This is a genomic window from Halomonas sp. MCCC 1A11062, assembly GCF_021404355.1.
In the GTDB taxonomy this organism is placed as follows: Bacteria; Pseudomonadota; Gammaproteobacteria; order Pseudomonadales; family Halomonadaceae; genus Halomonas; species Halomonas aerodenitrificans.
The window spans coordinates 220,982-245,765 of sequence record NZ_JABFTW010000003.1 but is presented as its reverse complement, the minus strand read 5'-3'; the positions used below and the strand labels follow the sequence as shown (position 1 = coordinate 245,765).

General features: G+C 65.5%; 22 protein-coding genes. 10 read left to right on the top strand and 12 right to left on the bottom strand.

Annotation, left to right across the window (positions count from 1 at the left end):
• Positions 1–50: 50 nt before the first annotated feature.
• Positions 51–1,253, top strand: a complete 1,203-nt coding sequence (locus HOP58_RS05245; RefSeq protein WP_234259745.1) for an MFS transporter — start codon at positions 51–53, stop codon at positions 1,251–1,253.
• On the opposite strand, the gene msrA is transcribed toward HOP58_RS05245, so the two are convergent.
• Positions 1,239–1,856: a peptide-methionine (S)-S-oxide reductase MsrA gene (gene msrA, locus HOP58_RS05240; RefSeq protein ID WP_234254234.1), complete on the bottom strand. Its 618-nt coding sequence runs from the start codon at positions 1,854–1,856 to the stop codon at positions 1,239–1,241. The genes HOP58_RS05245 and msrA overlap by 15 nt on opposite strands.
• 106 nt (positions 1,857–1,962) lie before the next feature.
• Between msrA and HOP58_RS05235 the strand changes: the two genes are divergently transcribed.
• Together HOP58_RS05235 and HOP58_RS05230 are read left to right on the top strand one after the other, a co-directional pair.
• Positions 1,963–4,200 (top strand): bifunctional TVP38/TMEM64 family protein/FAD-dependent oxidoreductase, encoded by a 2,238-nt coding sequence (locus HOP58_RS05235; protein WP_234259744.1) that lies wholly within the window; start codon positions 1,963–1,965, stop codon positions 4,198–4,200.
• Complete coding sequence (locus HOP58_RS05230) at positions 4,193–4,813, top strand: CDP-alcohol phosphatidyltransferase family protein (RefSeq protein WP_234259743.1); 621 nt, start codon at positions 4,193–4,195, stop codon at positions 4,811–4,813. The genes HOP58_RS05235 and HOP58_RS05230 overlap by 8 nt, the downstream gene beginning before the upstream one ends.
• A 145-nt stretch (positions 4,814–4,958) precedes the next feature.
• Here the strand turns inward: HOP58_RS05230 and HOP58_RS05225 are convergent, their stop codons facing one another.
• Positions 4,959–5,441, bottom strand: coding sequence for a peptidylprolyl isomerase (locus HOP58_RS05225; protein WP_010627796.1), 483 nt, complete (start codon positions 5,439–5,441; stop codon positions 4,959–4,961).
• A gap of 211 nt (positions 5,442–5,652) precedes the next feature.
• Between HOP58_RS05225 and HOP58_RS05220 the strand changes: the two genes are divergently transcribed.
• Positions 5,653–5,937 (top strand): hypothetical protein, encoded by a 285-nt coding sequence (locus tag HOP58_RS05220; protein ID WP_010627797.1) that lies wholly within the window; start codon positions 5,653–5,655, stop codon positions 5,935–5,937.
• Between the two features lie 104 nt (positions 5,938–6,041).
• On the opposite strand, the gene HOP58_RS05215 is transcribed toward HOP58_RS05220, so the two are convergent.
• The 8 genes from HOP58_RS05215 to mnmA all read right to left on the bottom strand — a co-directional run bounded on the left by HOP58_RS05215 (position 6,042) and on the right by mnmA (position 14,257).
• Positions 6,042–6,509 carry a glycine zipper 2TM domain-containing protein gene (locus HOP58_RS05215; protein ID WP_010627798.1) on the bottom strand — a complete coding sequence of 156 codons (468 nt, stop codon included), beginning with the start codon at positions 6,507–6,509 and terminating at the stop codon, positions 6,042–6,044.
• Positions 6,510–6,765: 256 nt separating this feature from the next.
• Positions 6,766–8,361: an isocitrate lyase gene (locus HOP58_RS05210; protein WP_234259742.1), complete on the bottom strand. Its 1,596-nt coding sequence runs from the start codon at positions 8,359–8,361 to the stop codon at positions 6,766–6,768.
• A 388-nt stretch (positions 8,362–8,749) separates the two neighbouring features.
• On the bottom strand, positions 8,750–9,181 hold the full coding sequence (locus HOP58_RS05205) for a GNAT family N-acetyltransferase (RefSeq protein ID WP_234259741.1): 432 nt from the start codon (positions 9,179–9,181) through the stop codon (positions 8,750–8,752).
• Positions 9,182–9,240: 59 nt separating this feature from the next.
• On the bottom strand, positions 9,241–10,410 hold the full coding sequence (locus HOP58_RS05200; protein ID WP_234259740.1) for a cupin domain-containing protein: 1,170 nt from the start codon (positions 10,408–10,410) through the stop codon (positions 9,241–9,243).
• A gap of 97 nt (positions 10,411–10,507) precedes the next feature.
• Complete coding sequence (locus tag HOP58_RS05195; protein ID WP_234259739.1) at positions 10,508–11,071, bottom strand: cob(I)yrinic acid a,c-diamide adenosyltransferase; 564 nt, start codon at positions 11,069–11,071, stop codon at positions 10,508–10,510.
• A gap of 27 nt (positions 11,072–11,098) precedes the next feature.
• Entirely contained in the window at positions 11,099–12,463 is a 1,365-nt protein-coding gene (purB, locus tag HOP58_RS05190) for an adenylosuccinate lyase (RefSeq protein ID WP_234259764.1), read from the bottom strand.
• Between the two features lie 46 nt (positions 12,464–12,509).
• Positions 12,510–13,148 carry a high frequency lysogenization protein HflD gene (hflD, locus tag HOP58_RS05185; protein WP_010627805.1) on the bottom strand — a complete coding sequence of 213 codons (639 nt, stop codon included), beginning with the start codon at positions 13,146–13,148 and terminating at the stop codon, positions 12,510–12,512.
• Positions 13,145–14,257 carry a tRNA 2-thiouridine(34) synthase MnmA gene (gene mnmA / locus HOP58_RS05180; protein ID WP_234254227.1) on the bottom strand — a complete coding sequence of 371 codons (1,113 nt, stop codon included), beginning with the start codon at positions 14,255–14,257 and terminating at the stop codon, positions 13,145–13,147. Before mnmA ends, hflD begins: the two co-directional genes overlap by 4 nt.
• A gap of 150 nt (positions 14,258–14,407) precedes the next feature.
• Here mnmA and HOP58_RS05175 point away from each other — a divergent pair, with 150 nt between their 5' ends.
• The 3 genes from HOP58_RS05175 (at position 14,408) to HOP58_RS05165 (ending at position 19,201) form a co-directional block, all read left to right on the top strand.
• On the top strand, positions 14,408–15,013 hold the full coding sequence (locus HOP58_RS05175; RefSeq protein WP_234254226.1) for a TetR/AcrR family transcriptional regulator: 606 nt from the start codon (positions 14,408–14,410) through the stop codon (positions 15,011–15,013).
• A gap of 124 nt (positions 15,014–15,137) precedes the next feature.
• Positions 15,138–16,202 carry an efflux RND transporter periplasmic adaptor subunit gene (locus HOP58_RS05170; RefSeq protein WP_234259738.1) on the top strand — a complete coding sequence of 355 codons (1,065 nt, stop codon included), beginning with the start codon at positions 15,138–15,140 and terminating at the stop codon, positions 16,200–16,202.
• On the top strand, positions 16,199–19,201 hold the full coding sequence (locus tag HOP58_RS05165) for an efflux RND transporter permease subunit (RefSeq protein WP_234259737.1): 3,003 nt from the start codon (positions 16,199–16,201) through the stop codon (positions 19,199–19,201). Before HOP58_RS05170 ends, HOP58_RS05165 begins: the two co-directional genes overlap by 4 nt.
• Here HOP58_RS05165 and HOP58_RS05160 read toward each other — a convergent pair.
• On the bottom strand, positions 19,198–19,650 hold the full coding sequence (locus HOP58_RS05160; RefSeq protein ID WP_234259736.1) for an NUDIX hydrolase: 453 nt from the start codon (positions 19,648–19,650) through the stop codon (positions 19,198–19,200). The two genes, HOP58_RS05165 and HOP58_RS05160, sit on opposite strands and share 4 nt — an antisense overlap.
• Positions 19,647–20,261 (bottom strand): pseudouridine synthase, encoded by a 615-nt coding sequence (locus tag HOP58_RS05155; protein WP_234259735.1) that lies wholly within the window; start codon positions 20,259–20,261, stop codon positions 19,647–19,649. The genes HOP58_RS05160 and HOP58_RS05155 overlap by 4 nt, the downstream gene beginning before the upstream one ends.
• A gap of 284 nt (positions 20,262–20,545) precedes the next feature.
• Here HOP58_RS05155 and HOP58_RS05150 point away from each other — a divergent pair, with 284 nt between their 5' ends.
• The 3 genes from HOP58_RS05150 to clpS all read left to right on the top strand — a co-directional run bounded on the left by HOP58_RS05150 (position 20,546) and on the right by clpS (position 24,703).
• On the top strand, positions 20,546–22,783 hold the full coding sequence (locus tag HOP58_RS05150) for an NADP-dependent isocitrate dehydrogenase (protein WP_234259734.1): 2,238 nt from the start codon (positions 20,546–20,548) through the stop codon (positions 22,781–22,783).
• Between the two features lie 142 nt (positions 22,784–22,925).
• Entirely contained in the window at positions 22,926–24,182 is a 1,257-nt protein-coding gene (gene icd, locus HOP58_RS05145) for an NADP-dependent isocitrate dehydrogenase (protein WP_010627814.1), read from the top strand.
• A 191-nt stretch (positions 24,183–24,373) separates the two neighbouring features.
• Entirely contained in the window at positions 24,374–24,703 is a 330-nt protein-coding gene (clpS, locus tag HOP58_RS05140) for an ATP-dependent Clp protease adapter ClpS (protein WP_035590819.1), read from the top strand.
• Positions 24,704–24,784 lie beyond the last annotated feature (81 nt).

The window sequence follows — 24,784 nt, the reverse complement described above, 5'->3', positions numbered from 1 at the left end:
TAAGCCATGGCGGATCATAAGCGCCAAGCTTTCCCACTCAGGAAACCGGCATGATATCCGCGCGTTCCCCCGCTTGGTGGCGTGCCACACTGGCGCTCTGTCTCGGCTCCATTCTGGTGTTCTTCAATCTCTATGCGCCGCAGCCGTTGCTGCCGGATCTGCGCCAGACCTACGGCGTCTCGACCCTGGCCGTGAGCCTGATCATGTCGGTTGCCACGCTGGCCCTGGCGGGGGCGCTGCTGGTGTTCGGCCCTCTGTCCGATGCCATTGGCCGCGGTGGCATCATGCGGGTGACGCTGCTGCTGACCGGGCTCTGTTCGCTGGGCCTGGCCTTCGCGCCCAACTTCGAAACCCTGCTGGCGCTGCGCCTGGTTCAGGGCTTCGTGCTCGGTGGGCTGCCGGCGGTGGCCATTGCCTGGATGGGCGATGAATTCGATCGGCCGGCGCTGATGGCGGCCGTGGGGCTCTACATCGGTGCCAACACCCTGGGGGGCATCGGTGGGCGGCTGATCGGCGGTGGCATCGGCGAGTTCGGCGGTGCCAGTGCCGGTTTTCTGGCGGTGGGGCTGGTGACCCTGGTGGGGGTGGCCCTGTTCTGGAAGCTGCTGCCGGCGCCGCGCCAGTTCAAGCCGCGGCGCTTCGAGCTGCGTGGCGCCCTGGCCGATCTGGGTGGGCATTTGCGTCATCCGCTGCTGCTGGCGGCCTATCTGCTGGGTGGCATCAACTTTCTCATCTTCATCAACCAGTACAGCTACATCACCTTCCGCCTGGCCGATGAGCCGTTCGGGCTCAGCGCCCGCTGGCTGGGGATGATCTTCCTGACCTACCTGGGCGGAACCTTCAGCTCGGCGCTCTCCGGCCGCCTGACACGCCACTTCAGCCAGCCGGCCTGCATGGCGCTGGGCATTCTCATCCTGATGGCCGGGACCCTCATTACCCTGGCCGATTCGCTGCCCTGGATCATCGCCGGCCTGACCGTCAACGCGGTGGGTTTCTTTCTCGCTCACTCCATGGCGTCGAGCTGGGTCAGTCGTCAGGCGGAGCGGGCAAGGGGCAGCGCCTCGGCGCTCTATCTGGTGTTCTACTATCTAGGAGCGAGCCTCGGCAGCCTGTGGCTGGAGCCGTTCTGGCAGCGTGGCGGCTGGTTCGGCGTGGCGATCGGCTCCTGGCTGCTGCTCGGCCTGACGTTCGCCATCGCGCTGTGGCTATGGCGCGGCGAGCGAGGCTTCGAGCGCCTGTCAGCGCTGCGCTAGGCCGCCGGCCTCGTCGCCCCATACCTGCTCCAGGCGGCGTTCGCGCCCGCAGGCCGCCTTGTAGTAGTTGTAGCGCACCGGATTCTTGCGATAGTAGTCCTGGTGATACTCCTCGGCAGGGTAGAAGACCTCGAAGGGGGAGATCTCGGTGGCGATGTCACGCTCGAAGCGCACGGCGAGTTCGTCGCGGGTGGCCTCGGCCAGCTCGCGCTCCGACTCGTTGGCGTAGAAGATCGCGCTGCGATAGGCCTCGCCCACGTCGCAGAACTGACGGTCGACGGCAAATGGATCGATGTTGCGCCAGAACACGTGCAGCAGCGTGGCGTAGTCGACCGCCTCGGGGTCGTACTCCACCAGGACCACCTCGGCATGGCCAGTGTTGCCGGCCACCACCTGCTGGTAGCTGGGGTTCTCGACGTGCCCGCCGCTGAAGCCGGAAGTCGTGGCGGTCACGCCCTCTACCTTGTCGAAGGCCTCCTCGACGCACCAGAAGCAGCCGCCGCCGAACACGGCGGTGGCGGTTTCACCGCTGGCCATGCCCTTCGTCCAGGGCAGCGCCAATAGCACCACGCCAGCCAGGGCCAGGCTTCGTATCCCGATCATGACGGTTCGCCTCTTGTGGTTCGTATCGTTGTGTAAGGTTGGAAGCTGTCAAGCGACTGAGGTTCCGGATAACCTTGTTTAAAGTCACTGCCTCGGGAGCCACCCTGTGACGCGTCGCCGTCTAGCACTCTTGTTCGTACTTCTCTCCCTCGTGGCGCTCTTCTTCCTCAGCGGCGCCAACGAGCTGCTGACCCTGGCCAACCTGCAGGCCGAGCAGGCCCGTTTTCAGGCCTGGCTGGCCGATGATCCGGTCCTGGTCGTGGGTGGCTTCTTCGTACTCTACGTGCTCATGGCCGCGCTGTCGCTGCCCGGGGCAACGCTGCTGACGGTATTGGGCGGGGCGCTGTTCGGGTTCGGTTGGGGGCTGCTGATCATCTCCTTCGCCAGCACCCTGGGCGCCACGCTGGCGGCGCTGATCGCCCGTACCCTGGCCCGGGCGCCGCTGGAGAGGCGCTTTGCTCCGCAGCTCGAGCGCATCAATGCGGGCATTCGGCGTGAGGGCGCCTTCTACCTCTTCACCCTGCGCCTGATTCCGCTGTTTCCCTTCTTCGTCATCAACCTGGTGGTGGGGCTCACCCGCATGCGACTGTGGACCTTCTACTGGGTCAGCCAACTGGGCATGCTGCCGGGTACCGCCGTGTTCGTGAATGCCGGTCGCGAGCTCGGCAATCTGCAGTCGCTCTCCGACATCCTCTCACCCGGGCTGGTCGGCTCGTTCGTGCTGATCGGCCTGTTCCCCTGGCTGGCGCGGGGCCTGGTGGCCGTGCTCAAGCGCCGGCAGCTGGCGCTGCGTCATTCACGTCCGGCTCGCTTCGACTACGACATCGTGGTGATCGGCGGGGGCTCCGCGGGCCTGGTGGCCAGCTATATCGCGGCGGCGGTCAAGGCCAGGGTGGCGCTGGTGGAGCGCGACCGCCTGGGCGGCGACTGCCTGAATACCGGCTGCGTGCCGTCCAAGGCGCTGATTCGTGCGGCGCGGGTTGCGGCGGAGGTGCGCGAGGCCGGCCGCTACGGCATCCAGGCCGGCGAACCCCGGGTCGACTTCGGCGCCGTGATGGCCCACGTGCGGCGTGCCATACGCGACGTGGAGCCTCACGACAGTCGGGAGCGCTACGAGAGCCTCGGGGTCGAGGTGCTGGCGGGGGAGGCGCGGTTTGACGACCCCTGGCGCGTACGGGTCAGCGGGGCCGACGGCGAGCGCGTGCTGACCACGCGGCACGTGATCGTGGCCAGCGGGGCGAGTCCGAAGGTGCCACCGCTGCCCGGCCTCGAGGCCATCGAGGTGCTGACCTCGGACAATCTGTGGCAGCTCGAGACCCTTCCCGAGCGTTTGGTGGTGCTGGGCGGGGGCCCCATCGGCTGTGAGCTGGGACAGAGCTTCGCCCGCCTGGGAAGCCGGGTGAGCCTGGTCGAGATGGGGTCCCAACTGCTGCCGCGGGAGGATATCGATGCCGCCGACCTGCTGCGCCAACGTCTCGTGAGCGAGGGCGTTGAGCCATGGCTCGACACCCGGGCGCTGCGCGTCGTGCCGGGTACGGAAGCCGATAGCGCTCATGTACTGGAGGTGGAGCGTCGCCTCGCTTCGGGTGAGGTCGAAGTGCACCGGCTGCCATTCGATCGCCTGCTGGTGGCGGTGGGGCGCCAGGCCAACGTGAGCGGCCTCGGGCTCGAGGCGCTGGGGGTGGAGACCCGCGCCGATGGCACCCTGGCGGTGGACGAAAGCCTGCAGTCGGTGCTACCCAACGTATGGGCCTGCGGTGACGTGGCCGGGCCGTTCCAGTTGACCCATGCCAGTGCCCACCAGGCCTGGCACGCGACGGTGAATGCGCTGTTCGGTGAGCTCAAGCGCTTTCGGGTCAGCTATCGGGCGCTGCCGGCGGTAACCTATACCGAACCCGAGGTGGCCCGGGTCGGCCTCAGCGAGCGCGAGGCGCGCCGCCAGGGCGTCGAGTTCGAAGTCACGCGCTATTCGCTCGCCGAGCTGGATCGGGCCATTACCGAGGGGCGTACCGAAGGGTTCGTCAAGGTGCTGACGGTGCCGGGCCGGGATCGCATTCTCGGTGCCAGCGTGGTGGGGCAGGGGGCCGGCGAGCTACTGGCCGAGTTCACCCTGGCGATGACCCACGGTATCGGGCTGAACAAGCTGCTGGGCACGGTTCATCCGTATCCCACCTGGTCCGAGGCGGCCAAGGCAACGGCCGGCATATGGAAGAATGCGCACAAGCCCGAGCGGCTGCTGCACTGGCTGGCGCGCTACTTCGCCTGGCGGCGAGGGGAAGGCCGGAGTGCGGTGGCCGAGTCGTCATCGCCAACGTCGTCTGAGAGGAGGAGCAAGGGTGCTTGACCGCTGGACCATGCCGTTGGCGCAGGCCCCGTTGCAGGTCGTGGCAAGAGGGCTGCAGCGCATGAGCGTCCGCCCCGATCAGGTGACGCTGGTGTCGTTCGGCATCGGCATGCTCAGCCTGCCGATGCTGGCGTGGGAGCTCTATCTGGCCGCCCTGGCCGCGATCTTGGTCAATCGAATCGGAGACGGCGTGGATGGCGCCCTGGCACGGCTCACGGGCAAGACGAGCGATGCCGGGGGCTTTCTCGACATCGGCCTCGACTTCGTCTTCTATGCCGCCGTGGTGCTGGGGTTCGCCCTGGCCGATCCAGCGGCCAATGCGCTGGCAGCCGCCTTCCTGCTGTTTGCCTTCATCGGTACCGGAACGTCGTTTCTGGCCTTTGCCATCATGGCTACCCGGTACGGGCTCGAGCGGCCGCACTTTCAGCGCAAGGCGTTCTACTATCTGCATGGCTTGACCGAGGGAACGGAAACCATTCTGGCTTTCGTGCTCTTCTGTCTATGGCCCCAGCATTTCGCTCTGCTGGCCACGCTGTTTGCCGTGGCGTGCCTGATCACCACCGCCACGCGGCTGTGGGGCGGCTACCGGACCTTACGGCGACTCGAAGAGTGATGGTGCTTTCAGAGTGGTGGTACTTGGAGAGTGGCGGTGGGCGCGCTGCGCAGGCCAATGCAAGAGCAGGCGTGGGTAGAAAGACAAAGAGGGCAGCCCGGGGCTGCCCTCTTGGGGATGGTTCGTTCGAACGCGAAGCGCTGCTTCAGTGCTCGACGCCACCTTCGCCATGCACATGACCGTGCTCGATCTCTTCCTGGCTGGCTTCACGTACGTTGGCGATCTCGACGTCGAAGTTGAGCTTCTGGCCGGCCAGCGGGTGATTGCCGTCGACAGTGACGGTATCGCCTTCCACCTTGGTGACGGTGACCATCAGCGGGCCGCCTTGAGTCTGGGCCTGGAACTGCATACCCGGCTCGACGGCCTCGACGCCCTGGAAGGCGTCACGCGGCACTTCCTGCACCAGCTGCGGCTGCACCTCGCCGTAACCCTCCTCGGGGGAGACGGTCACATTGAGTTTTTCGCCAGCTTCACGCCCTTCCAGCTGCTTCTCCAGGCCGGGAATGATGTTGCCGGCGCCGTGGAGATAAGTCAGCGGCTGACGACCTTCCGAGCTGTCCAGCACTTCACCTGCATCGTTGGTCAGGGTGTAGTGAAACGCGACGACTGAATTCTGCGCAATCTGCATTGATGAACCTTTCGGTGAGTGCATGTAGGAACCATGGTAACGCGCGAGGCCGGAGCTGTCAGGGGGGATGCGGTTTTTTCAGCTTTGGCCGGCTCGACCTGAGTTCCGTTCACGCTCTTATGTCGAGTTGCGCGGCATGAGCCTCGCGGCTACCCTAGCGTGACCCAAAATTTCCGTCCCATTTCTATCAACCTTGATTGGAGCCGTGCCCATGACCGAAATCGTGATCTGGCTGATTGCCTTTGCCCTTATTCTGTTCTTCAGCATCAAGCTGTGGGAGGCGACCGTCAGCGCTGCTTTGAACAAGGTGGTGCCTCGTGTCATCAAGAGCGATGACGGCAACCGTTGGGTGTGGAGCGTGGCACTTGCCGTACTGGGGGCCACCACGCTGGTGCGTCCCATCGACATGCTGCTGACCCTGATCGTGATCGCTCTGCTGGGCTTTATCGCCTGGAAGCTGGTGTGTTGGGCTATGGGCCGGGCCAACTTCCACTAATTTCTCATCGAACGCAACGAGCCCGCGGCGATGCCGCGGGCTCGTTGCGTTTTACGTTGAGAAAGGGCGTTAAGAAAGAACCTTGGACTGGCTGTCTCGAGCTGTCAGTAGGGGGCTACGGTGACATTGGCGCCGCTGCCGATCATGCGCACCCGCTGGCCGACCTGGAACGGGCGGTCGGCTTTCTGCACGATCACCACGTTCTGACCGTCGTCGCGGCGGATCTCCATTTCCCAGGCGCGAACACGGTTGGTCGACTCTTCGATGGCGCTACCCGCCACGGCGCCACCGATCACGCCGGCTGCGGTAGCCAGCTGCCGACCGGAACCACCGCCCACCTGACGACCGAGCAGGCCACCGACCACGGCACCACCGCCGGTGCCGATGATCCCGCCCGCGCGGCTGTCGGCCTGAATCTGCACTTGGCGCAGTGCGGTGATGTTGCCGAACGTCACGGTCTGGGAAGTCCCGGCCTGGGTGCCGCGGTAGACATCGCCGCCCATGGTCGAGGTGTTGGCACAGCCGGCCAGGGTCAGCATGCCGAGAGCCAGCACGGGAAGAAGACGCTTCATGTACACCTCCTGAGGGCAAGCCGATGTCACTTTGGGGATCGTCTTTGCCATTGTTTAGAGAAACACTGTTTGCTAACTGGCTAGCTTAGCCATTCATGTTGCATTTGACCATAGCCCAATGCTGCAAGTGCCGCTCACAGCAGCAGAAAAAGGGGTAAATATTGTGCAAGTGCAGGCGGCTCGCCGGATGGCGCAACGAAAAAAGGGAGGCGCGAGGCCTCCCAAGGGTTCCAGTCGTTCTACCGCAGCGCCATGCTCAGCCAAACTGGTTCATGGTGTTGTCCTTGCCGCCGGCCTTGAGTGCCGCCTCGCCGTGGAAGAACTCCTTGTGGTCGTCGCCGATGTTGGAGCCGGCCATGTCCTGATGCTTGACCGTGGCGATGCCCTCGCGGATCTCGCGGCGCTGTACGCCCGCCACGTAGGCCAGCATGCCCTCGGCGCCGAAGTAGCCCTTGGCCAGGTTGTCGGTGGACAGGGCGGCGGTGTGGTAGGTCGGCAGCGTGATCAGGTGGTGGAAGATGCCGGCTTCGCGGGCAGCGTCGCGCTGGAAGTTGCGGGTCCACTCGTCGGCCAGCATGCCAAGCTCGGTGTCGTCGTACTCGGCGCTCATCAGGTTGGCGCGGTCGTAGGCCGAGACATCCTTGCCTTCCTTCTCCCAGGCATCGAATACCTGCTGACGGAAGTTGAGCGTCCAGTTGAAGGAGGGCGAATTGTTGTAGACCAGCTTGGCGTCCGGCACCACTTGGCGGATGCGGTTGACCATGTTGGCAATCTGACCGACGTGGGGCTTCTCGGTCTCGATCCACAGCAGGTCGGCGCCGTTCTGCAGGCTGGTGATACAGTCGAGCACCACGCGGTCTTCACCGGTACCGGGCTTGAACTGATAGAGGCCGGAAGCCAGACGCTTGACCTTGACCAGCTTGCCGTTCTGCTTGATCACCACGTCGCCGTTGTCGATGTCGGAAGCCGAGGTGATTTCGTCGCCATCGAGGAAGCTGTTGTACTGGTCGCCCAGGTCGCCCGGCTCCTTGGTCACGGCGATCTTCTGGGTCAGGCCGGCGCCCAGAGAGTCGGTACGCGCGACGATCACGCCGTCGTCCACGCCCAGCTCGAGGAAGGCGTAGCGCACGGCATTGATCTTGGCCAGGAAGTCTTCGTGGGGCACGGTGACCTTGCCGTCCTGGTGGCCGCACTGCTTCTCGTCGGAGACCTGGTTCTCGAGCTGAATACAGCAGGCGCCCGCTTCGATCATCTGCTTGGCCAGCAGGTAAGTGGCCTCGGCGTTACCAAAACCGGCATCGATGTCGGCAATGATCGGCACCACGTGGGTCTCGTGATTGTCGATCTTGGCGATCAATTCTTCGGCTTTCGCCTTGTCGCCTGCCTTCTGGGCTTCTTCCAGGTCGCGGAACAGGTGGTTCAGTTCCCAGGCATCGGCTTGACGCAGGAAGGTATAGAGTTCTTCGATCAGGCTCGAAACGGAGGTCTTCTCGTGCATGGACTGGTCGGGCAGCGGGCCGAACTCGGAGCGCAGGGCGGCGACCATCCAGCCGGAGAGGTAGAGGTAGCGACGCTTGGTGGTGCCGAAGTGCTTCTTGATCGAAATCAGCTTCTGCTGGCCGATGAAACCGTGCCAGCAGCCCAGCGACTGGGTGTACTGGGAGCTGTCGGCATCGTAGGCGGCCATGTCTTCGCGCATGATCTTGGCAGTGTACTTGGCAATGTCCAGACCGGTCTTGAAGCGGTTCTGGGCACGCATGCGGGCGGCATTCTCGGGGCTGATGCTGGCCCACTTGCCTTGCTGGGCTTCACGCAGTTGAGCCAGTGCCTTGATGTCGTCTTTGTATGACATGTTGCCATCCTTCCGATCTGAGGTGGGGTCTTCGGCGTCGATTGCCATGCGGCGGCGCTCGCTGCCTCGTCAGTTGGCGGCATTCGACCGGGCTGTCCGGCCTATGCTGCACCTGCGAAGTCATGTCAGAGTCAACCAGAACGTCCTGCTTGTCTCTACGGCGTTGGTCGAACTCAGCTGAACGTTAAGACGCTTACTGTTTTCGACACATTGCAAACGTTATCGAACGATCGTTTTAACTTCGCCTTGGTATCACTATGCCGCATGAAGACTGAGCTTCACAATCATCACTTGGGGGCAGGGAGGGTTGTAGTTCGACTACAAGAGCATGGCTTTACGCCTGAATCCTGTAGTCGAATTTCGCCTTTTCCAATGTGGAGGAGGGGGTTTAGTCGATCAGGGAAAGGCGCATGTTGCGGTGCGGTATGCCGGCGTCGAGGAAAACTTCGCCATAGGCTGTGAAGCCGAGGTTTTCATAGAAGGCGAGGGCGTGAGTCTGGGCGGCCAGTTCGACCTGGGGGTGGCCCAGGCGGCGGGCCGAGGCGATGGCGGCCTGCATCAGCGCCGCGCCGATACCCAGGCCGCGCGCCTCGCGTAGCACGGCGACCCGGCCGATGTGGCCGTCGGGCAGCAGCCGGGCGGTGCCCAACGGCGAGGCGTCGTGCAGCGCGAGGAAGTGGCGGCACTCGTCGTCGCGCCCGTCCCACTCCTCTTCGCGGGGCACCTGCTGCTCCTCGATGAATACGATACGACGGATTTCGCCGGCGACATCGCCAAGCTCGGCCCAACTGCCTTCGCGAATCTCGATCCGCTCCTTCACGTTAGCACTCCTTTTCCGCTTGCTTTCACTTTCCGCTTGCTTTCACTTTCCGCTTGCTTTCACTCTTCCTCGGCCCAGGTCAGGCTGCCGGCATCGTACAGGGCGGCGAGTAGCTCGGCGGCGCCCTCATGGGCCAGCAGTTCCGCATTCAGGGGCTCGTCGCTGGCCACGGCGCGTGCCAGCGGCAGCGCACAGGCGATGCCGTCGCCGTCGGCGAACAGGGTGGCGGTGTCGTCATCCAGGGCGCGCCAGGCGAAGCGTGAGCCGGGACTTCGTAGCAGCTCCTCGCCTTCCTGTAGTAGAGCGACAAGCTCATCGACGTCCGTCGGGGTGTCGCTGGGTACCAGTTGGTCGACGTACTTGGGCTGGGTCATTACCCGGCCGAACCATTGGGCTAGCTGGCGCGGATCGTCCAGGGTGGCGAGGATCAGCCGGCGCATGCGCTCGAGTGCGGCATCGTCGAGCTCCGCCGGGTCGGAGGGTGGGGGCATGCCGGCATCGGCGTAGCGCAGCGAGGGCGGCAGCCCTTCGCCGATGAAGTCGGCGAAGGAGGTGACCGCCTCGTCCGCCGAGGGCGCGCGAAAGCCTACCGAGTAGGTCATGCAGTCGTCGGACTGGCTGACGCCGTGGTGCGCCCAGCCCGGCGGCAGATAGAGCATGTCGCCGGGCTCCAGCACCCAGTCGTCGCCCGGTTCCACCGTGAAGCTCTCGAGAATGCGCAGGTCGATGCCAGAGATGATCGGCGCGTCGTCGGGCACCCTGCCGCCCAGCTGCCAGCGTCGCCGACCCAGGCCCTGGAGCAGAAATACATCGTACTGGTCGACATGGGGGCCGACGCTGCCGCCCGGCGGAGCATAGCTGATCATGATGTCGTCGAGCCGCCAGCGCGGCAGGAAGTCGAAGTGCTCGAGCAGTTCGGCCACTTCGGGCACGTAGTGATCCACCGCTTGTACCAGCAGAGTCCAGTCGCGCTCGGGCAGCTCGCCGAACACGGCCTCCTCGAAGGGGCCGTGGCTGACCTGCCAGGGGCCGTCGGGGCCGTCCTCTTCCACCAGCCGGGCCTCGACGCCCTCTTCGCAGGCGAGCCCGGCCAGTTCGTCGGGGTCCAGGGGGCTTTCGAAGTCGACAAAGGCACCGCGGATCAGCAGCGGCTTGCGCTGCCAGTAATCGCGCAGGAACTCGGCGGCGGTGAGGCCGCCCAGCAGGCTGAGAGGGGCGTCGCTTGGCATGGTGTCTCGCTATCCGGCAGATGGCACGAAGAGCCGCAGGGCGCCATGGGCGACCCTGCGGTAAAGCGTCATGGTAGCGTATTGCGTTGTGTGAGGCTCAGCGGTTGGCGCCGGGCACCCACAGCACATCGCGCTCGCCGTTGCCGTTGGCCCGCCGCGCGAGGATGAACAGCAGATCGGAGAGGCGGTTGAGGTAGCGCAGCACCTCGGGATTGACCGGCTGCTCCGTCATCAGCGCCGTGACCGCACGCTCGGCGCGGCGGGTCACGGTGCGGGCCAGGTGCAGGTGGGCGGCAAGCGGCGTACCGCCCGGCAGGATGAACGAGCGCAGGGTGGCGAGCTCGGCGTTGTAGGCGTCGATGCGCGCTTCCAGATACTCGACCTGGCCAGCCGTGACCCGCAACGGCGGGCACGGCGGATTCTCCTGCTCCGGCGTGCACAGATCGGCGCCGACGTCGAACAGGTCGTTCTGCACCCGGCTCAGCACCTCGGCGAGCTCGCCTTCGGCGTGGAGCTGGGCCAGGCCGAGGGTGGCGTTGGTCTCATCCACCGTGCCGAAGGCTTCCACGCGCAGGTCGTGCTTGGCCACGCGGGTGCCGTCGCCGAGGCCGGTGTCGCCCTTGTCGCCGGTACGGGTGTAGATCTTGGTCAGCTTGACCATGGCGCCTCCTGTGCGTTGCCGGCCGGCTCACAGCCGGCGGGCCTGGGCCTCGGCGTTGCCGATGTAGTTGGCTGGCGTCAGCGCCTTGAGCTCGGTCTTCACCTCGGCCGGCAGTTCCAGCGTGTCGATGAAGGCGGCAAAGCCGGCCTGGTCGATGCGCTTGCCGCGGGTCAGCTCCTTGAGCTTTTCGTAGGGCTTCTCGATGCCGTAGCGACGCATCACCGTCTGGATCGGCTCGGCGAGCACCTCCCAACTGGCGTCGAGATCCTCGGCCAGGCGCGCCGGGTTGGCCTCGAGCTTGCCGATGCCCTTGAGCGCCGCTTCATAGGCGATCAGGCCGTAAGCCAGGCCGACGCCCAGGTTACGCAGCACGGTGGAGTCGGTGAGGTCGCGCTGCCAGCGGGAGATGGGCAGCTTCTGCGCCAGATGGCCGAGCACCGCATTGGCCAGGCCCAGGTTGCCCTCGGAGTTCTCGAAGTCGATGGGGTTGACCTTGTGCGGCATGGTCGAGGAGCCGATCTCGCCCTCGACGGTCTTCTGCTTGAAGTAGCCCAATGAAATGTAGCCCCACACGTCGCGGTCGAAGTCGATCAGCACGGTGTTGAAGCGGCACACGGCGTCGAACAGCTCGGCGATGTAGTCGTGGGGTTCGATCTGGGTGGTGTAGGGGTTGAAGGTCAGCCCCAGGCCCTCGACGAAAGTGCGCGCGTTGGCCTCCCAGTCCACGTCCGGATAGGTGGCCAGGTGAGCGTTGTAGTTGCCCACCGCACCGTTGATCTTGCCGAGGATCTCGACGTTCTCGATCTGGGCGAGCTGGCGACGCAGGCGATAGGCGACGTTGGCCATCTCCTTGCCCAGGGTGGTGGGGCTGGCTGTCTGGCCATGGGTGCGCGAGAGCATCGGCAGGGCGGCGTGCGCATGGGCCAGCTTGGCGATCTCGTCGGCGACCCGTTGCATCACCGGCAGCAGTGTCTTCAGGCCGTCGGCAAGCATCACGCCGTAGGAGAGATTGTTGATGTCCTCGCTGGTGCAGGCGAAGTGCACGAACTCGGTGATGGCGTGCAGCTCCGGCTGCTCGACGATCTTCTCCTTGATGAAGTACTCCACCGCCTTGACGTCGTGGTTGGTGGTGCGCTCGATCTCCTTGATGCGCTCGGCGTCGGCCAGCGAGAAGTCGCGAATCATGGCTTCGAGAAAGGCGGTGGCCTCGGCTGAGAGCGGCGGTACCTCGACGATACCGCCCTGCTCGGCGAGGCGCTGCAGCCAACGAATCTCGACGATCACGCGGGCGCGGATCAGGCCGAACTCGCTGAAGTGTTCACGCAGGCTCTCGGCCTTGTTGCCGTAGCGGCCGTCGACGGGAGAGAGGGCGGTAAGAGCGGTGAGGGGCAGGGAAGCGGCTTGCATGGTCATGGTCCGGTACGTGTAGGAAAAGGGGTCAGCTCAGCTGGTCCAGGGCGTTCTTGAGGGCGCCGCGCTGGAGTACGAGCCTCCAGCGGCGGCCGCCCTGCTGGTGCCAGAGCAGGGCGAAGCGGATGCCGGCGAGCAAAATGGCGCGTACCCGTTCGGGCATCATGCGGCTTTGCAGCATCGAGGGGTCGCCCTGTACCACGATGCGGGTCTTCAGGGTCGAGAGCGTCTCCTGATAGGCCTCACCGAGGCTGGCGACGACGTTCTCGTGGGTGGCGCCGAAGTGCTCGGCCTGGCCCTGGATACGGCTGAGGTGCTGGCCGAGGGTGCTCATCATGGCGTTGTCGCTGCGCAGCTTGCTCATCAGCAGCAGTAGCGAGAAGCCGTAGCGCAGCACCACCGGATTGGCCTGACGGCGCCCGACCACGGCTTCGAGCACCTCGAGCCCGCGGCGCAGGTTGTTGGGGTGACCGCCGTAGATCGCCTCGAAGCTTTCCGGGTCGGTGTCCAGCGTAGCGCGAATCAGGGTTTCCCAGGGGCGCGGCTCGACCTGTCCGGTGCGGGCCAGCTCGTCGACCAGACTGGCGGCCTGGAACACGCCGGCCAGTGCCAGCGCCTGGCGCGCGGCGGGGGTGTCGGGAGCGCGATGAATGGGAGTGGTGTTCATGCGCCGGTCTCCTCGGCATTCCAGATGTCGCGAATCACGCCGCCGCCCAGACAGATCTCGCCGTCGTAGAGCACCAGCGACTGACCGGGCGTGACGGCACGCTGGGGATCGATGAAGCGCACCTCGACGCCGCCATCCGGGAGCGTGCGCATGTGGCACGGCACGTCGCTCTGGCGGTAGCGGGTCTTGGCGGTAAGGCGGCCCTCGGCGGCGGGGGGCTCGCCGGCTACCCAGTCCATCGCCTCGGTGGCCAGCGAATCGGTATACAGCAGCGGATGGTGCTTGCCCTGCACCGCGACCAGCACGTTGCGTTCGAGATCCTTGCCTGCCACGTACCAGGGCGCCTCGGGGTGGTTGGCCAGCCCGCCGATGCCGAGCCCCTGGCGCTGGCCCAGGGTGTAGTACATCAGTCCCATGTGCTCGCCGATGACTTCGCCCTCGGGCGTCTCGATCACGCCCGGCTGGGCCGGCAGGTACTGCTGCAGGAAGTCGCGGAAACGCCGCTCGCCGATGAAGCAGATACCGGTGGAATCCTTCTTGCGTGCGGTGGCCAGGCCGTGGCGCTCGGCAATGGCGCGTACCTCGGGCTTCTCCAGTTCGCCCACCGGGAACAGCGTGCGGGCGATGGCGGCCTCCGGCACGGCGTGCAGGAAGTAGCTTTGGTCCTTGTTGGGGTCGATGCCCTTGAGCAGCCGCGGCCGACCGCGGCGCACACCGCCACGAACATAGTGGCCGGTGGCGATCTTCTCGGCGCCGAGCATCTCGGCGTACTCGAGGAACACCTTGAACTTGATCTCGCGGTTGCACAGGATGTCCGGGTTCGGCGTGCGTCCGGCCTTGTATTCGGCCAGGAAGTGCTCGAAGACGTTGTCCCAGTACTCGGCGGCAAAGTTGGCCGTATGCAGCTTGATGCCGAGCTTTTCGCACACGGCCTGGGCGTCCGCCAGGTCGGCCTTGGCGGTACAGTACTCGGTGCCGTCGTCCTCGTCCCAGTTCTTCATAAACAGGCCTTCGACCTGATAACCCTGCTCCAGCAGCAGCAGGGCGGAAACGGAGGAGTCGACGCCGCCGGACATGCCGACGATCACCTTGCCTGAGGTGGCGGTCATGGGCGCTCTCGGGTTGAGTGGGTCGCAAATGGGCGGGGATTATACCCTACATATTGTAGTGTCTTCATCCTGGCGCACGGATGACGCTTTTACGTGTCGGTGCATTTCCAGCTAATTGACCGGCCGGCCAGTTAGCGCTATCTTCGGCACATGAATCGAAAAACCCAGACCCGCGATCCCGAACTGACCCGCGCCCGCATCCTCGAGGCGGCGGAAGCGCTGTTCGTCGAGAAGGGCTTTTCCGCCGTCAAGCTCAGTGAGCTGGCACGTGCGGCCGAGGTGACCAAGAGCTTGATCCACCACCACTTCGGCAGCAAGGAGCAGCTGTGGGAGGCGGTCAAGAACCGCGCCTTCGAGCGCTACTTCACCGCCCAGATGGCCATGCTGGAGGAAGCCGGCGAGCCGGATGCCGCGCTGCTGCGCCGCTCGGTGGAAGCCTATTTCCATTTTCTGCGCGACAACCCCGGCGTGGTGAGGCTATTCGCCTGGACCCACCTGGAGGGGGATAGCCATTGCGGTGAGCTGGACAACCAACTCGTCGGGGCAGGGGCCGAGTGGGTGCGGCAGACCCAACTGCGCGGCCTGCTGCGGGCCGACATCAACCCCACGCATGTCATCGCCGTCTTCGTGATGACCTGTACCCAGTGGTTCGAGGCCAAGTGCCATCATCAGCACTGGCCGGGCATGGGCTCCGACGAGGCGTTCCTGGAAGATTTCCTGAAGATATTCATGGAAGGCGTAACGCCGCGAGAGTGAGTGTTTTTTTACGCAAATAACTGACCGGTCGGCCAGTTCATGGGTGGGCCAATCAACACGGTTCGATGGCAACCCGGTTTGAAGGCAATACCGTTCGATGGAGGGAAGAGCGATGGGGAGGGTGATGCGTGCAAGCCTTGCGGCTTCGCTGATGCTAACGGCAGCTCTGCTGGCGGGCTGCGACGCGGCACCGGCGCAGGTCGAGCGTGTCGAGGCGCCGCTGCCCAGCGTGCGCAGTGAAGCGGTGCAGTTGGTGCCGGACGAGGTGAGGTATCGCTTTCCCGGCGTGGTGCGAGCCAGCGAACGTGCGGCCCCGGCCTTTCTGCATGGCGGTGTGCTGCGCGAGCGCCACGTGGTACGGGGGCAGCGGGTCGAGCAGGGGGAGCCGCTGGCCACGCTGCACAACCCGGCCATGGCACCGGCGTTCGCCGCGGCCGAGGCGCGGGTGCGTGAGCTGGACGCCAGCCTGAGCCGGCTGGGGCGCGACGTGGAGCGTGCCCGCACCCTGCGTGAGCGCAATCTCAGCGCCGAAGAGGAGCTGGACCGGCTGCGCTCGGAGCACGAGGCCCTGGCCCAGGCCCGCGAGCAGGCGCTGGCACAGCGCGACGAGGCCCAGGCGCAGCTCGAGGAGCTGACGCTGCGCGCACCTTTCGCCGCCGAGGTGACCGACCTTGACGCCGAGCCCGGTGACTTCGTTACGGCTGGCCAGCCGATCATGCGTCTGGCCGGGATAGCCGAGCGTGAGGTTGAGATCCGCGTGCCGGCGAACCTTGCCACTCGTCTCGAACCCGGACAGATGGCAAGCGTCGTACCGACGTTCGGCGCCCAGCGTATCGCCGGGGAGGTCGTCCATGTCGGGAGGGCGGGAGAGAGCATGGCGCCGGTCATCGTTGCGATTCCCGTCCAGAATGCCCCGGCGCTGGGCGAGCCGGTGCGGGTCCAGCTCGAGATCGCCGCCCGTGCGGCTACGCGGGTGCCGCTGGCGGCGGTGGTCGATCCCGCCGGCAGCGCGCCTTACGTGCTGGCGTTGAACGACGACGACACGATTCGACGCGCTTCCGTAACGCCGGGGCGTCTGGCCGGCGGTTGGGTGTCGGTGAACGGCGAGGGGTTGGCGCCGGGAGACCGGGTGGTGACGGCGGGGCAAGGGCGCCTGGAAGAGGGCATGCGGGTGAGGGTGTTGCCATGAGCTGGATGCTCGCCTCGCTGCGCTACAAACGCTTGATCCTGACCGTCACGCTGCTGTTAGCGCTACTGGGCCTGGCAGCCTGGGTGGCGATGGACCGTCAGGAGGACCCCTTCTTTCCCTATCGCTTCGGCCAGGTGCTGGTGCCCTATCCCGGCGCGGAGCCGGAACAGGTGGAGCGGCTGGTGCTCAACCCTCTCGAAGAGGAGCTGGCCCAGGTCGAGGAGGTCAACGACATCATCGGTACCGCGCGTCTCGGCGTGGCCCACGTCACCATCGAGATGCACGAGCACGTTTACGACACCGATGCCGCCTGGGAGCAGGTGCGTATCGCCGTGAATCGGGCCAGGCGGCAGTTCCCCGATGGCGTGGGCGAGGCGGAGATCAGCGACCGCGATTCCGATACTCACGGCATCGTGCTGGCGGTGACCGGCTCGGACGATCTGCTCGAGCTACGCGAGGCGGCCAAGCGACTGCGCCGCGACCTGTTCCGGCTCAAGGAGGTTTCTCGCATCGACCTGCTCGCCGACCCGGGTCAGCAGGTGGTGGTGGGCTGGGACGATACGCTGGCCGAGATGACCGGACTGGACGCCCGGGCGCTCGGCGACCAGCTCGCCGCGCGCAACCTGACCTCTCCCGGTGGCACGCTGGAGATGGCGGGGCGCTCCCTGGTGCTCGATCCGCTCACCGAGTTCGGTTCGCTGGAGGAGCTGGCCGCCACCCCGATTCGCACCCGGCAGGGCGACCTGGTGCCGCTCGGCGAACTCACCGACGTCAGCCTGGCACCCCAGGAGCCCGCCACCGCTCGCATGTGGCACGACGGGCGCCCGGCGGTGGCGCTGGGGGTGGTGCTCGCCAACGACCGCGGCAACGCCGTTCGCTTCGGCAAACAGCTGCGCGCGCTGGTGGATGAGCTGCGTCCCGCCTACGCTCCGCTCGCCATCGAGGAGACCTTCTACCAGCCGCACTGGGTCGAGCGACGCCTGGCGGAGCTGGGCTTCTCGCTGCTGCTGGGGGTCGCCATTCTCGGCGTGCTGCTGTTCCTGGTCATGGGGCTGCGGCTGGGACTCGCGGTGATGGTGATCGTGCCGCTGGTGACCTTCTCCGCCCTGGCCCTGTACGCCATGGGCGGCGGCGTGCTGCATCAGATCGCCGTGGCCGGCATGGTGATCGCGCTGGGCATGCTGGTGGACAACGCCATCGTGATGGTCGAGAACATCCAGTACCACCGCGACCAGGGGCGTTCGGCCATGCAGGCCGTGACCCGCTCGGTGCGGGAGCTGGCCACGCCCTTGCTGGCGGCGACCGGCACCACCCTGGCCGCTTTCGTGCCGCTGCTGCTTTCCGGCGGCAACACCGCCGACTTCACCCGTGCCATACCCATCATGGTGATGCTGACCCTGGCGGTGAGCTACGTCTATGCCGTGTTCGTCACCCCGGTGTTCGCCGCCGGTATCCTCAAGCCCCGGCTGGCGGCACGCCGTGAGCGGCTGCAGGCCATCGGCCAGCGTGTCGGTCGGGTCGCCGTGCGCTGGCCGCTGGCGGTGCTGGCAGGGGCGGGCGTTCTGCTGGTGGCTGCCATCGCCATGCTGCCGCTGCTCGACCACGACTTCTTCCCCGACACCGACCGCAACCAGCTCATCGTCGACCTCAATTTCCCCGAGGGCACCCACCTCGACTACACCGCCTATCAGGCCGAGGTGCTGGCCGCCGAGCTGGCCGCGCGTCCGGCGATGCAGGCAGTGCACCGTTTCGCCGGCTTCAGCGGTCCGCGCTTCTACTACAACCTGGTCGAGCAGCCGCGCCAGTCGCACCTGGCGCGGCTGGTGGTGGAGGCCGACAGTGCCGACGACCTGCCCGCGTTGATGACCTGGGTGCGAGCCGTGGCGCCGGAGTGGCTGCCCGAGGCCGAGGTGGTGGCACGCCGGCTGGGGCAGGGACCGCCGCTGGAAGCGCCGGTGGAGATTCGTGTATTCGCTGAGGACCGCGCCGCCCTGGCCGACGCCGCTGGTGCGATTCTCAGTGTGGTGCGGGCGGCAGAGGGCGCCCGGGATGCGCGGCATCGCCTGGGTGAGGGGCTGGCCACTCTGCGGGTCGAGACCGACGATGCCCGCGCCGCCGAGTACGGCCTCTCGCGACACGACGTGGCCATGGCCCTGGCCGGTGCCAGTCGCGGCATCGAGGTCAGCGCCTGGCGTGCCGGACGCGACCCGGCCCCGCTGCTGGTGCGTGCGCCGGAGGGTGAGCGTTTCTCCCTCGAGGGGCTCGAGGGGCTGCGTCTGACCGCGGCCGACGGGCGTTCGCTGCCGCTGGGGGAGATCGCCAACCTGACGCCCGCCTGGCGCCCGGCGGTGATCCAGCATCGCGGCCTGCAGCGCATGACGTCGGTACTGGCGGAGGTGGCGGATGGCTGGACCTACGATGGCGTATTGGGCGACATCCTGCCGCGCCTGGAGGCGCTCGAGCTACCGCCCGGAGTCAGCTACAGCGTCGGCGGTGCAGCGGAGTCCGCCGGCGATGCCAATACCGCGCTGTTCCAGACGCTGCCGTTCGGCGGCCTGTTGCTGGTGGTCTTCCTGCTCGCCCAGTTCAACTCCTTCCGCCAGCTGTTCATCGTGCTGACCACGCTGCCGCTGGCGATCATCGGCGTGGTGCCGGGGCTGTGGCTGACCGGCCAGCCGTTCGGCTTCACCGCCATTCTCGGCGTGGTGGCGCTGGTCGGCATCGTGGTCAACAACGCCATCGTGCTGATCGACCTGATGAACGCCAACCGGCGCCAGGGCGAGTCGGTGAGCGAGGCCGTGATCGCGGCCGTCGCCCGGCGTACGCGACCGGTGCTGCTCACCACCGCCACCACCGTGGCCGGCCTGGTGCCGCTGACCCTGACGCAATCGACGCTGTGGCCGCCGATGGCCTGGGCGATCATCTCCGGGCTGGTGGCCTCGACGCTGCTGACGCTGCTGGTGATCCCGGCGCTGTATCGGCTGCTGATGAGGGATTAGATCTCGTGTACCACATCCATGGGATAGAAGCGTGCGGCCAAGGCATCGCGAATGCGGCGCAGCACCAGGGGGCTGCGCATGCGCCCCAGGCGTTCGAGCTCCTCGACCTCGTCGAGGGTCAGCCAGTGCACGGCGACGATGGCGGGGTCGAGCGGGTTACCCAGGTGGGCCAGGGCCATGCCAAAAAAGCCGTGACTGTGGAAGGTTTCGCCGTTCGGCGTCTGGTAGACGTAGAGACCGAGATAGTCGGTGATGCCCACCTGCCAGGCGGTCTCCTCGCGCAGTTCGCGCAGGGCGGCTTCTTTCAGTCTCTCTCCGGGCTCCAGATGGCCGGCGGGCTGATTGAACAGGGTGACCTTGCTGCCTCGGGGGGCCTCTTCCACCATCAGAAAACGACCGGCGCGCTCCACGACGGTAGCCACGGTGACGTTTGGTTGCCAGCGGCTCATCGTTGTTCTCCTCTGCCTTTGCGGTGCGGCGGTCTTCGGGTCGTGTTGCGCGGGGCGTGCAGGGTCTCGCGGCGCCACTCACCCGGTGCCAGTCCGTCCAGGCGCCAGGGGCCGATGGCCACGCGCACCAGGCGCAGGGTGGGGTGGCCGACATGGGCGGTCATGCGCCTGACCTGGCGGTTGCGGCCTTCGCTGATGGTCAGCTCCAGCCAGGTCGTCAACGGATGCCGCTTCGGATCCAGCGGCGGCGTGCGCTCCGCCAGGCCGCTGTGGGCCAGTCGCCGGACCTTGGCTGGACGGGTCATGCCGTCGCTGAGCGCGACACCTTGACGCAGCGCGTCCAGTGCCGACTCGTCGGGGCTGCCTTCCACCTGCACGCGATAGGTCTTGGGCTGCTTGTGGCTCGGGTCGCTGATGCGCTGGATCAGCGCACCATCGTCGGTCAACAGCAGCAATCCTTCTGAATCATAGTCCAGCCGTCCTGCAGCGTAGACGCCCGGCACCTTGATGATGTCCGCCAGTGTCGCACGCGGTGCTTCCCCCTTACCGCGGCGATCGGTGAACTGGGAGAGCATGCGGTAGGGCTTGTGCAGGAGATAGATGGCGCTCATGGGGCAAAGCTTACCGGCAAGCGGGACGGGATGGGAGGGGGAAACGCGTCAGCCTTATTGACCATACGCCGAGGCGAACGGGCTGATATAATGCGCACGCTCGCCGGGAGCGCCCTCGTCGTTACGGGCCTGCCGTGACTCCGCCACCGGGTCGATGCCAAGCGCATCCCCCGCCAGATGAGAACCGTAGGTGGAGCACCCAGGGACCCCGTTTCAGGCATCGTGAGTGCGCGCAACCGTTCCAGTTATTTGCCACCGCAGCGACCAGAGAGATCAAAGCCACCATGTCAAAAACGCCGAAGATTATCTATACGTTCACCGACGAAGCGCCTGCGCTGGCGACCCATTCGCTGTTGCCGATCATCGACGCTTACACCGACGCCGCGGGTATCGAGGTGGAAACCCGGGACATCTCCCTGGCGGCTCGGATTCTCTCCCAGTTCCCCGATTACCTGACCGCCGAGCAGCGCGTCGAGGACCACCTCGCCGAACTGGGCGCTCTGGCCAAGACGCCGGAAGCCAACATCATCAAGCTGCCCAACATCAGTGCCTCCATGCCGCAGCTCAGGGCAGCGATCAAGGAGCTACAGGGGCAGGGTTACAAGCTGCCGGAATATCCGGACGAGCCGAAGAACGACGAAGAGAAAGAGATCAAGGCGCGTTACGACAAGGTCAAGGGCAGTGCCGTCAACCCGGTGCTGCGCGAGGGTAACTCCGACCGCCGCGCACCCAAGGCGGTCAAGGAGTACGCCCGCAAGTATCCGCACTCCATGGGTGAGTGGAGCCAGGCTTCGCGCACTCACGTATCGCACATGCACGGCGGCGACTTCTACCACGGCGAGAAGTCGATGACGTTGGATCGCGCCCGCAACGTGAAGATGGAGCTGATCACCAAGAGCGGCGAGTCGCTGGTGCTCAAGCCCAAGGTCGCGCTGCTCGAAGGCGAGATCATCGACAGCATGTTCATGAGCAAGAAGGCGCTGTGCGAATTCTACGAGCGTGAGATCGAGGACGCGCGCAAGACCGGTGTGATGTTCTCCCTGCACGTCAAGGCCACGATGATGAAGGTCTCGCACCCGATCGTCTTCGGCCACTGCGTCAAGATCTTCTACAAGGATGCCTTCGAGAAGCACGGCGCGCTGTTCGATGAGCTGGGTGTCGACGTCAACAACGGCATGGTGAACCTCTACGACAAGCTCGACACCCTGCCCGAATCCCAGCGTGAGGAGGTCATCCGCGACCTGCACGCCTGCCACGACCAGCGTCCTGAGCTGGCCATGGTGGACTCGGCCCGTGGCATCACCAACTTCCACTCGCCCAGCGACGTGATCGTCGACGCTTCGATGCCCGCCATGATCCGCGCCGGCGGCCAGATGTACGGCGCCGATGGCCGCATGAAGGACGTCAAGGCGGTGATCCCGGAGTCCACCTTCGCCCGCATTTATCAGGAGATGATCAACTTCTGCAAATGGCATGGCGCCTTCGACCCGGCCACCATGGGCACCGTGCCCAACGTCGGCCTGATGGCGCAGAAGGCGGAGGAATACGGCTCCCACGACAAGACCTTCGAGGTGCCGGCGGACGGCGTCGCCAACATCACCGACCTGGAGACCGGCGAGGTGCTGCTGTCCCAGAACGTTGAAAAGGGCGATATCTGGCGGATGTGTCAGGTCAAGGACGAGCCGATCCGCGACTGGGTCAAGCTGGCCGTGGAGCGCTGCCGCGATTCCGGCATGCCGGCGGTGTTCTGGCTCGACCCCTACCGCCCGCACGAGAACGAGCTGATCAAGAAGGTGAAGACCTACCTCGAGGATCACGACACCAGCGGTCTCGACATCCAGATCATGTCCCAGGTTCGGGCCATGCGCTATACCCTGGAACGCGTTATCCGTGGCCTCGACACCATCTCGGTGACCGGCAACATCCTGCGTGACTATCTCACCGACCTGTTCCCGATCATGGAGCTGGGCACCAGCGCCAAGATGCTCTCCATCGTGCCGCTGATGGCCGGTGGCGGCATGTTCGAGACCGGCGCCGGCGGCTCGGCACCCAAGCACGTGCAGCAGCTGCTCGAGGAAAACCACCTGCGCTGGGACAGCCTCGGCGAGTTCCTCGCGCTGACCGCCTCCCTGGAGCATCTCGCCAAGCGCTTCGGCAACGATCGCGCCGCGCTGCTGGCGGATGCGCTGGACAAGGCCACCGGTCAGTTCCTCGAGAACGACAAGTCGCCCTCGCGCAAGGTTGGTGAGCTGGACAACCGGGGTAGCCATTTCTACCTGGCCCTGTACTGGGCCCAGGCCCTGGCCGCCCAGGACCAGGACGCCAACCTCAAGGCGCTGTTCGGCCGCCTGGCCGAGACCCTGCAAGCCAACGAAGCGACCATTCTCGACGAGCTGAATGGCGTGCAGGGCCAGCCGGTCGATATCGGCGGCTACTACCATGCCGACGCTGAGCTGGCTCGCGCGGCCATGCGTCCGAGCAAGACCTTGAACGAGGCCCTGGCGCTGGTGGCCAAGGGCTGATGTCGCGCTAGCACCTTCAGGCGCTGACCATCGACCCCCATCCGCCCACCGGCGGGTGGGGGTCCTTAGGTCATATGGGCCGGTCAGGGTGGACGATGCTATACTCCGCGCTCCACTGAACATACCAGACAGGGGAGTTCTCATGGGGTATCAGAAAATTGTCGTCCCTGAAGGCGGCGAGAAGATTACCGTCAACGCCGACAACACCCTGAACGTACCGAACAATCCGATCATCCCGTTCATCGAGGGTGATGGCATTGGCGTCGACGTCACACCGGCGATGAAGATTGCCATCGACGCTGCCGTGCAGAAGGCCTACAACGGCGAGCGTAAGATCCACTGGATGGAAGTCTACGCCGGCGAGAAGGCCACCCAGGTCTACGACGCCGATACCTGGCTGCCGGAAGAGACCCTGGAGGCCGTCCAGGAGTACGTCGTCTCCATCAAGGGTCCGCTGACCACGCCCGTGGGCGGTGGCATCCGCTCGCTGAACGTGGCCCTGCGTCAGAAGCTCGATCTCTACGTCTGCCTGCGTCCGGTGCGCTGGTTCGAAGGCGTGCCGAGCCCGGTGAAGAAGCCTGCCGACGTCGACATGGTGATCTTCCGCGAGAACTCCGAGGACATCTACGCCGGCATCGAGTGGAAGGCCGGCACCCCGGAAGCCGACAAGGTGATCAAGTTCTTGCGCGAGGAGATGGGTGTCACCAACATTCGTTTCCCCGAGAACTGCGGCATCGGCGTCAAGCCGGTCTCCGAGGAAGGTACCAAGCGTCTGGTGCGTCAGGCTCTGCAGTACACCGTGGACAACGACCGTGAGTCGCTGACCCTGGTGCACAAGGGCAACATCATGAAGTTCACCGAGGGCTCCTTCAAGGACTGGGGCTACGAGGTCGCCAAGCAGGAGTTCGGTGCCGAGCTGCTCGACGGCGGTCCGTGGATGCAGTTCAAGAACCCCAAGACCGGCAAGAACATCGTGGTCAAGGACGTCATCGCCGACGCCATGCTGCAGCAGATCCTGCTGCGTCCGGCCGAGTACGACGTCATCGCCACCCTGAACCTCAACGGTGACTACCTCTCCGACGCCCTGGCGGCGGAAGTGGGCGGTATCGGCATTGCGCCGGGTGCCAATCTGGCCGACGCCGTGGCCATGTTCGAGGCCACGCACGGCACCGCGCCGAAGTACGCCGGTCAGGACAAGGTCAACCCCGGTTCGGTGATTCTCTCTGCCGAGATGATGCTGCGCCACATGGGCTGGGTCGAGGCTGCCGACCTGGTGCTCAAGGGCATGGAGAAGGCCATTGCCAAGGGCGAGGTCACCTATGACTTCCATCGCCTGATGGACAATGCCAAGCTGCTCAAGTGCTCCGAGTTCGGTCAGGCGGTTGCGGACAACATGTAAGCGGCTCGTCGACCCACCGGGCCCCCGTCCGCCTGGCGGACGGGGGCCTTTTACGTATCAAGCTGAACCCTGCCGGTCTGTTCTCGTCTAACCTGAGATGCCAGATGACCGGCTTGTCGAGATGGTGTGTGGCTTTTATGTTCGAGATTGAAGACCCGAGCGCATGGGAGTCGGTCGGTGTCGTGGCAGGCATGACGCGACCGCCGCGTCCCGAAGAACAGGATGACGGCGATCTCGCCGTGCAGCCTGCCGACCCCGAGGTGGCGCGCCCGCCGATGTATAAGGTGGTGCTGCACAACGACGACTACACCCCCATGGAGTTCGTGGTGGAGGTGCTGCAGAGCTTCTTCCACATGGACAGCGAGACCGCCGTGCAGGTGATGCTCACGGTGCATACCCAAGGCAAGGCGACCTGCGGCATATTTACCCGCGACATCGCGGAAACCAAAAGTCATCAGGTCAATCAATATGCAAGAGAGTGTCAGCATCCGTTGCTCAGCGACATCGAGGCGACGGACTGACGACTCCCGGCCTGCTCGAGACGGGACAGGAATGGCAGTCGTTGAGTGAAGAGACTTGCAACGGCAGCGTTTGTGCCCGAT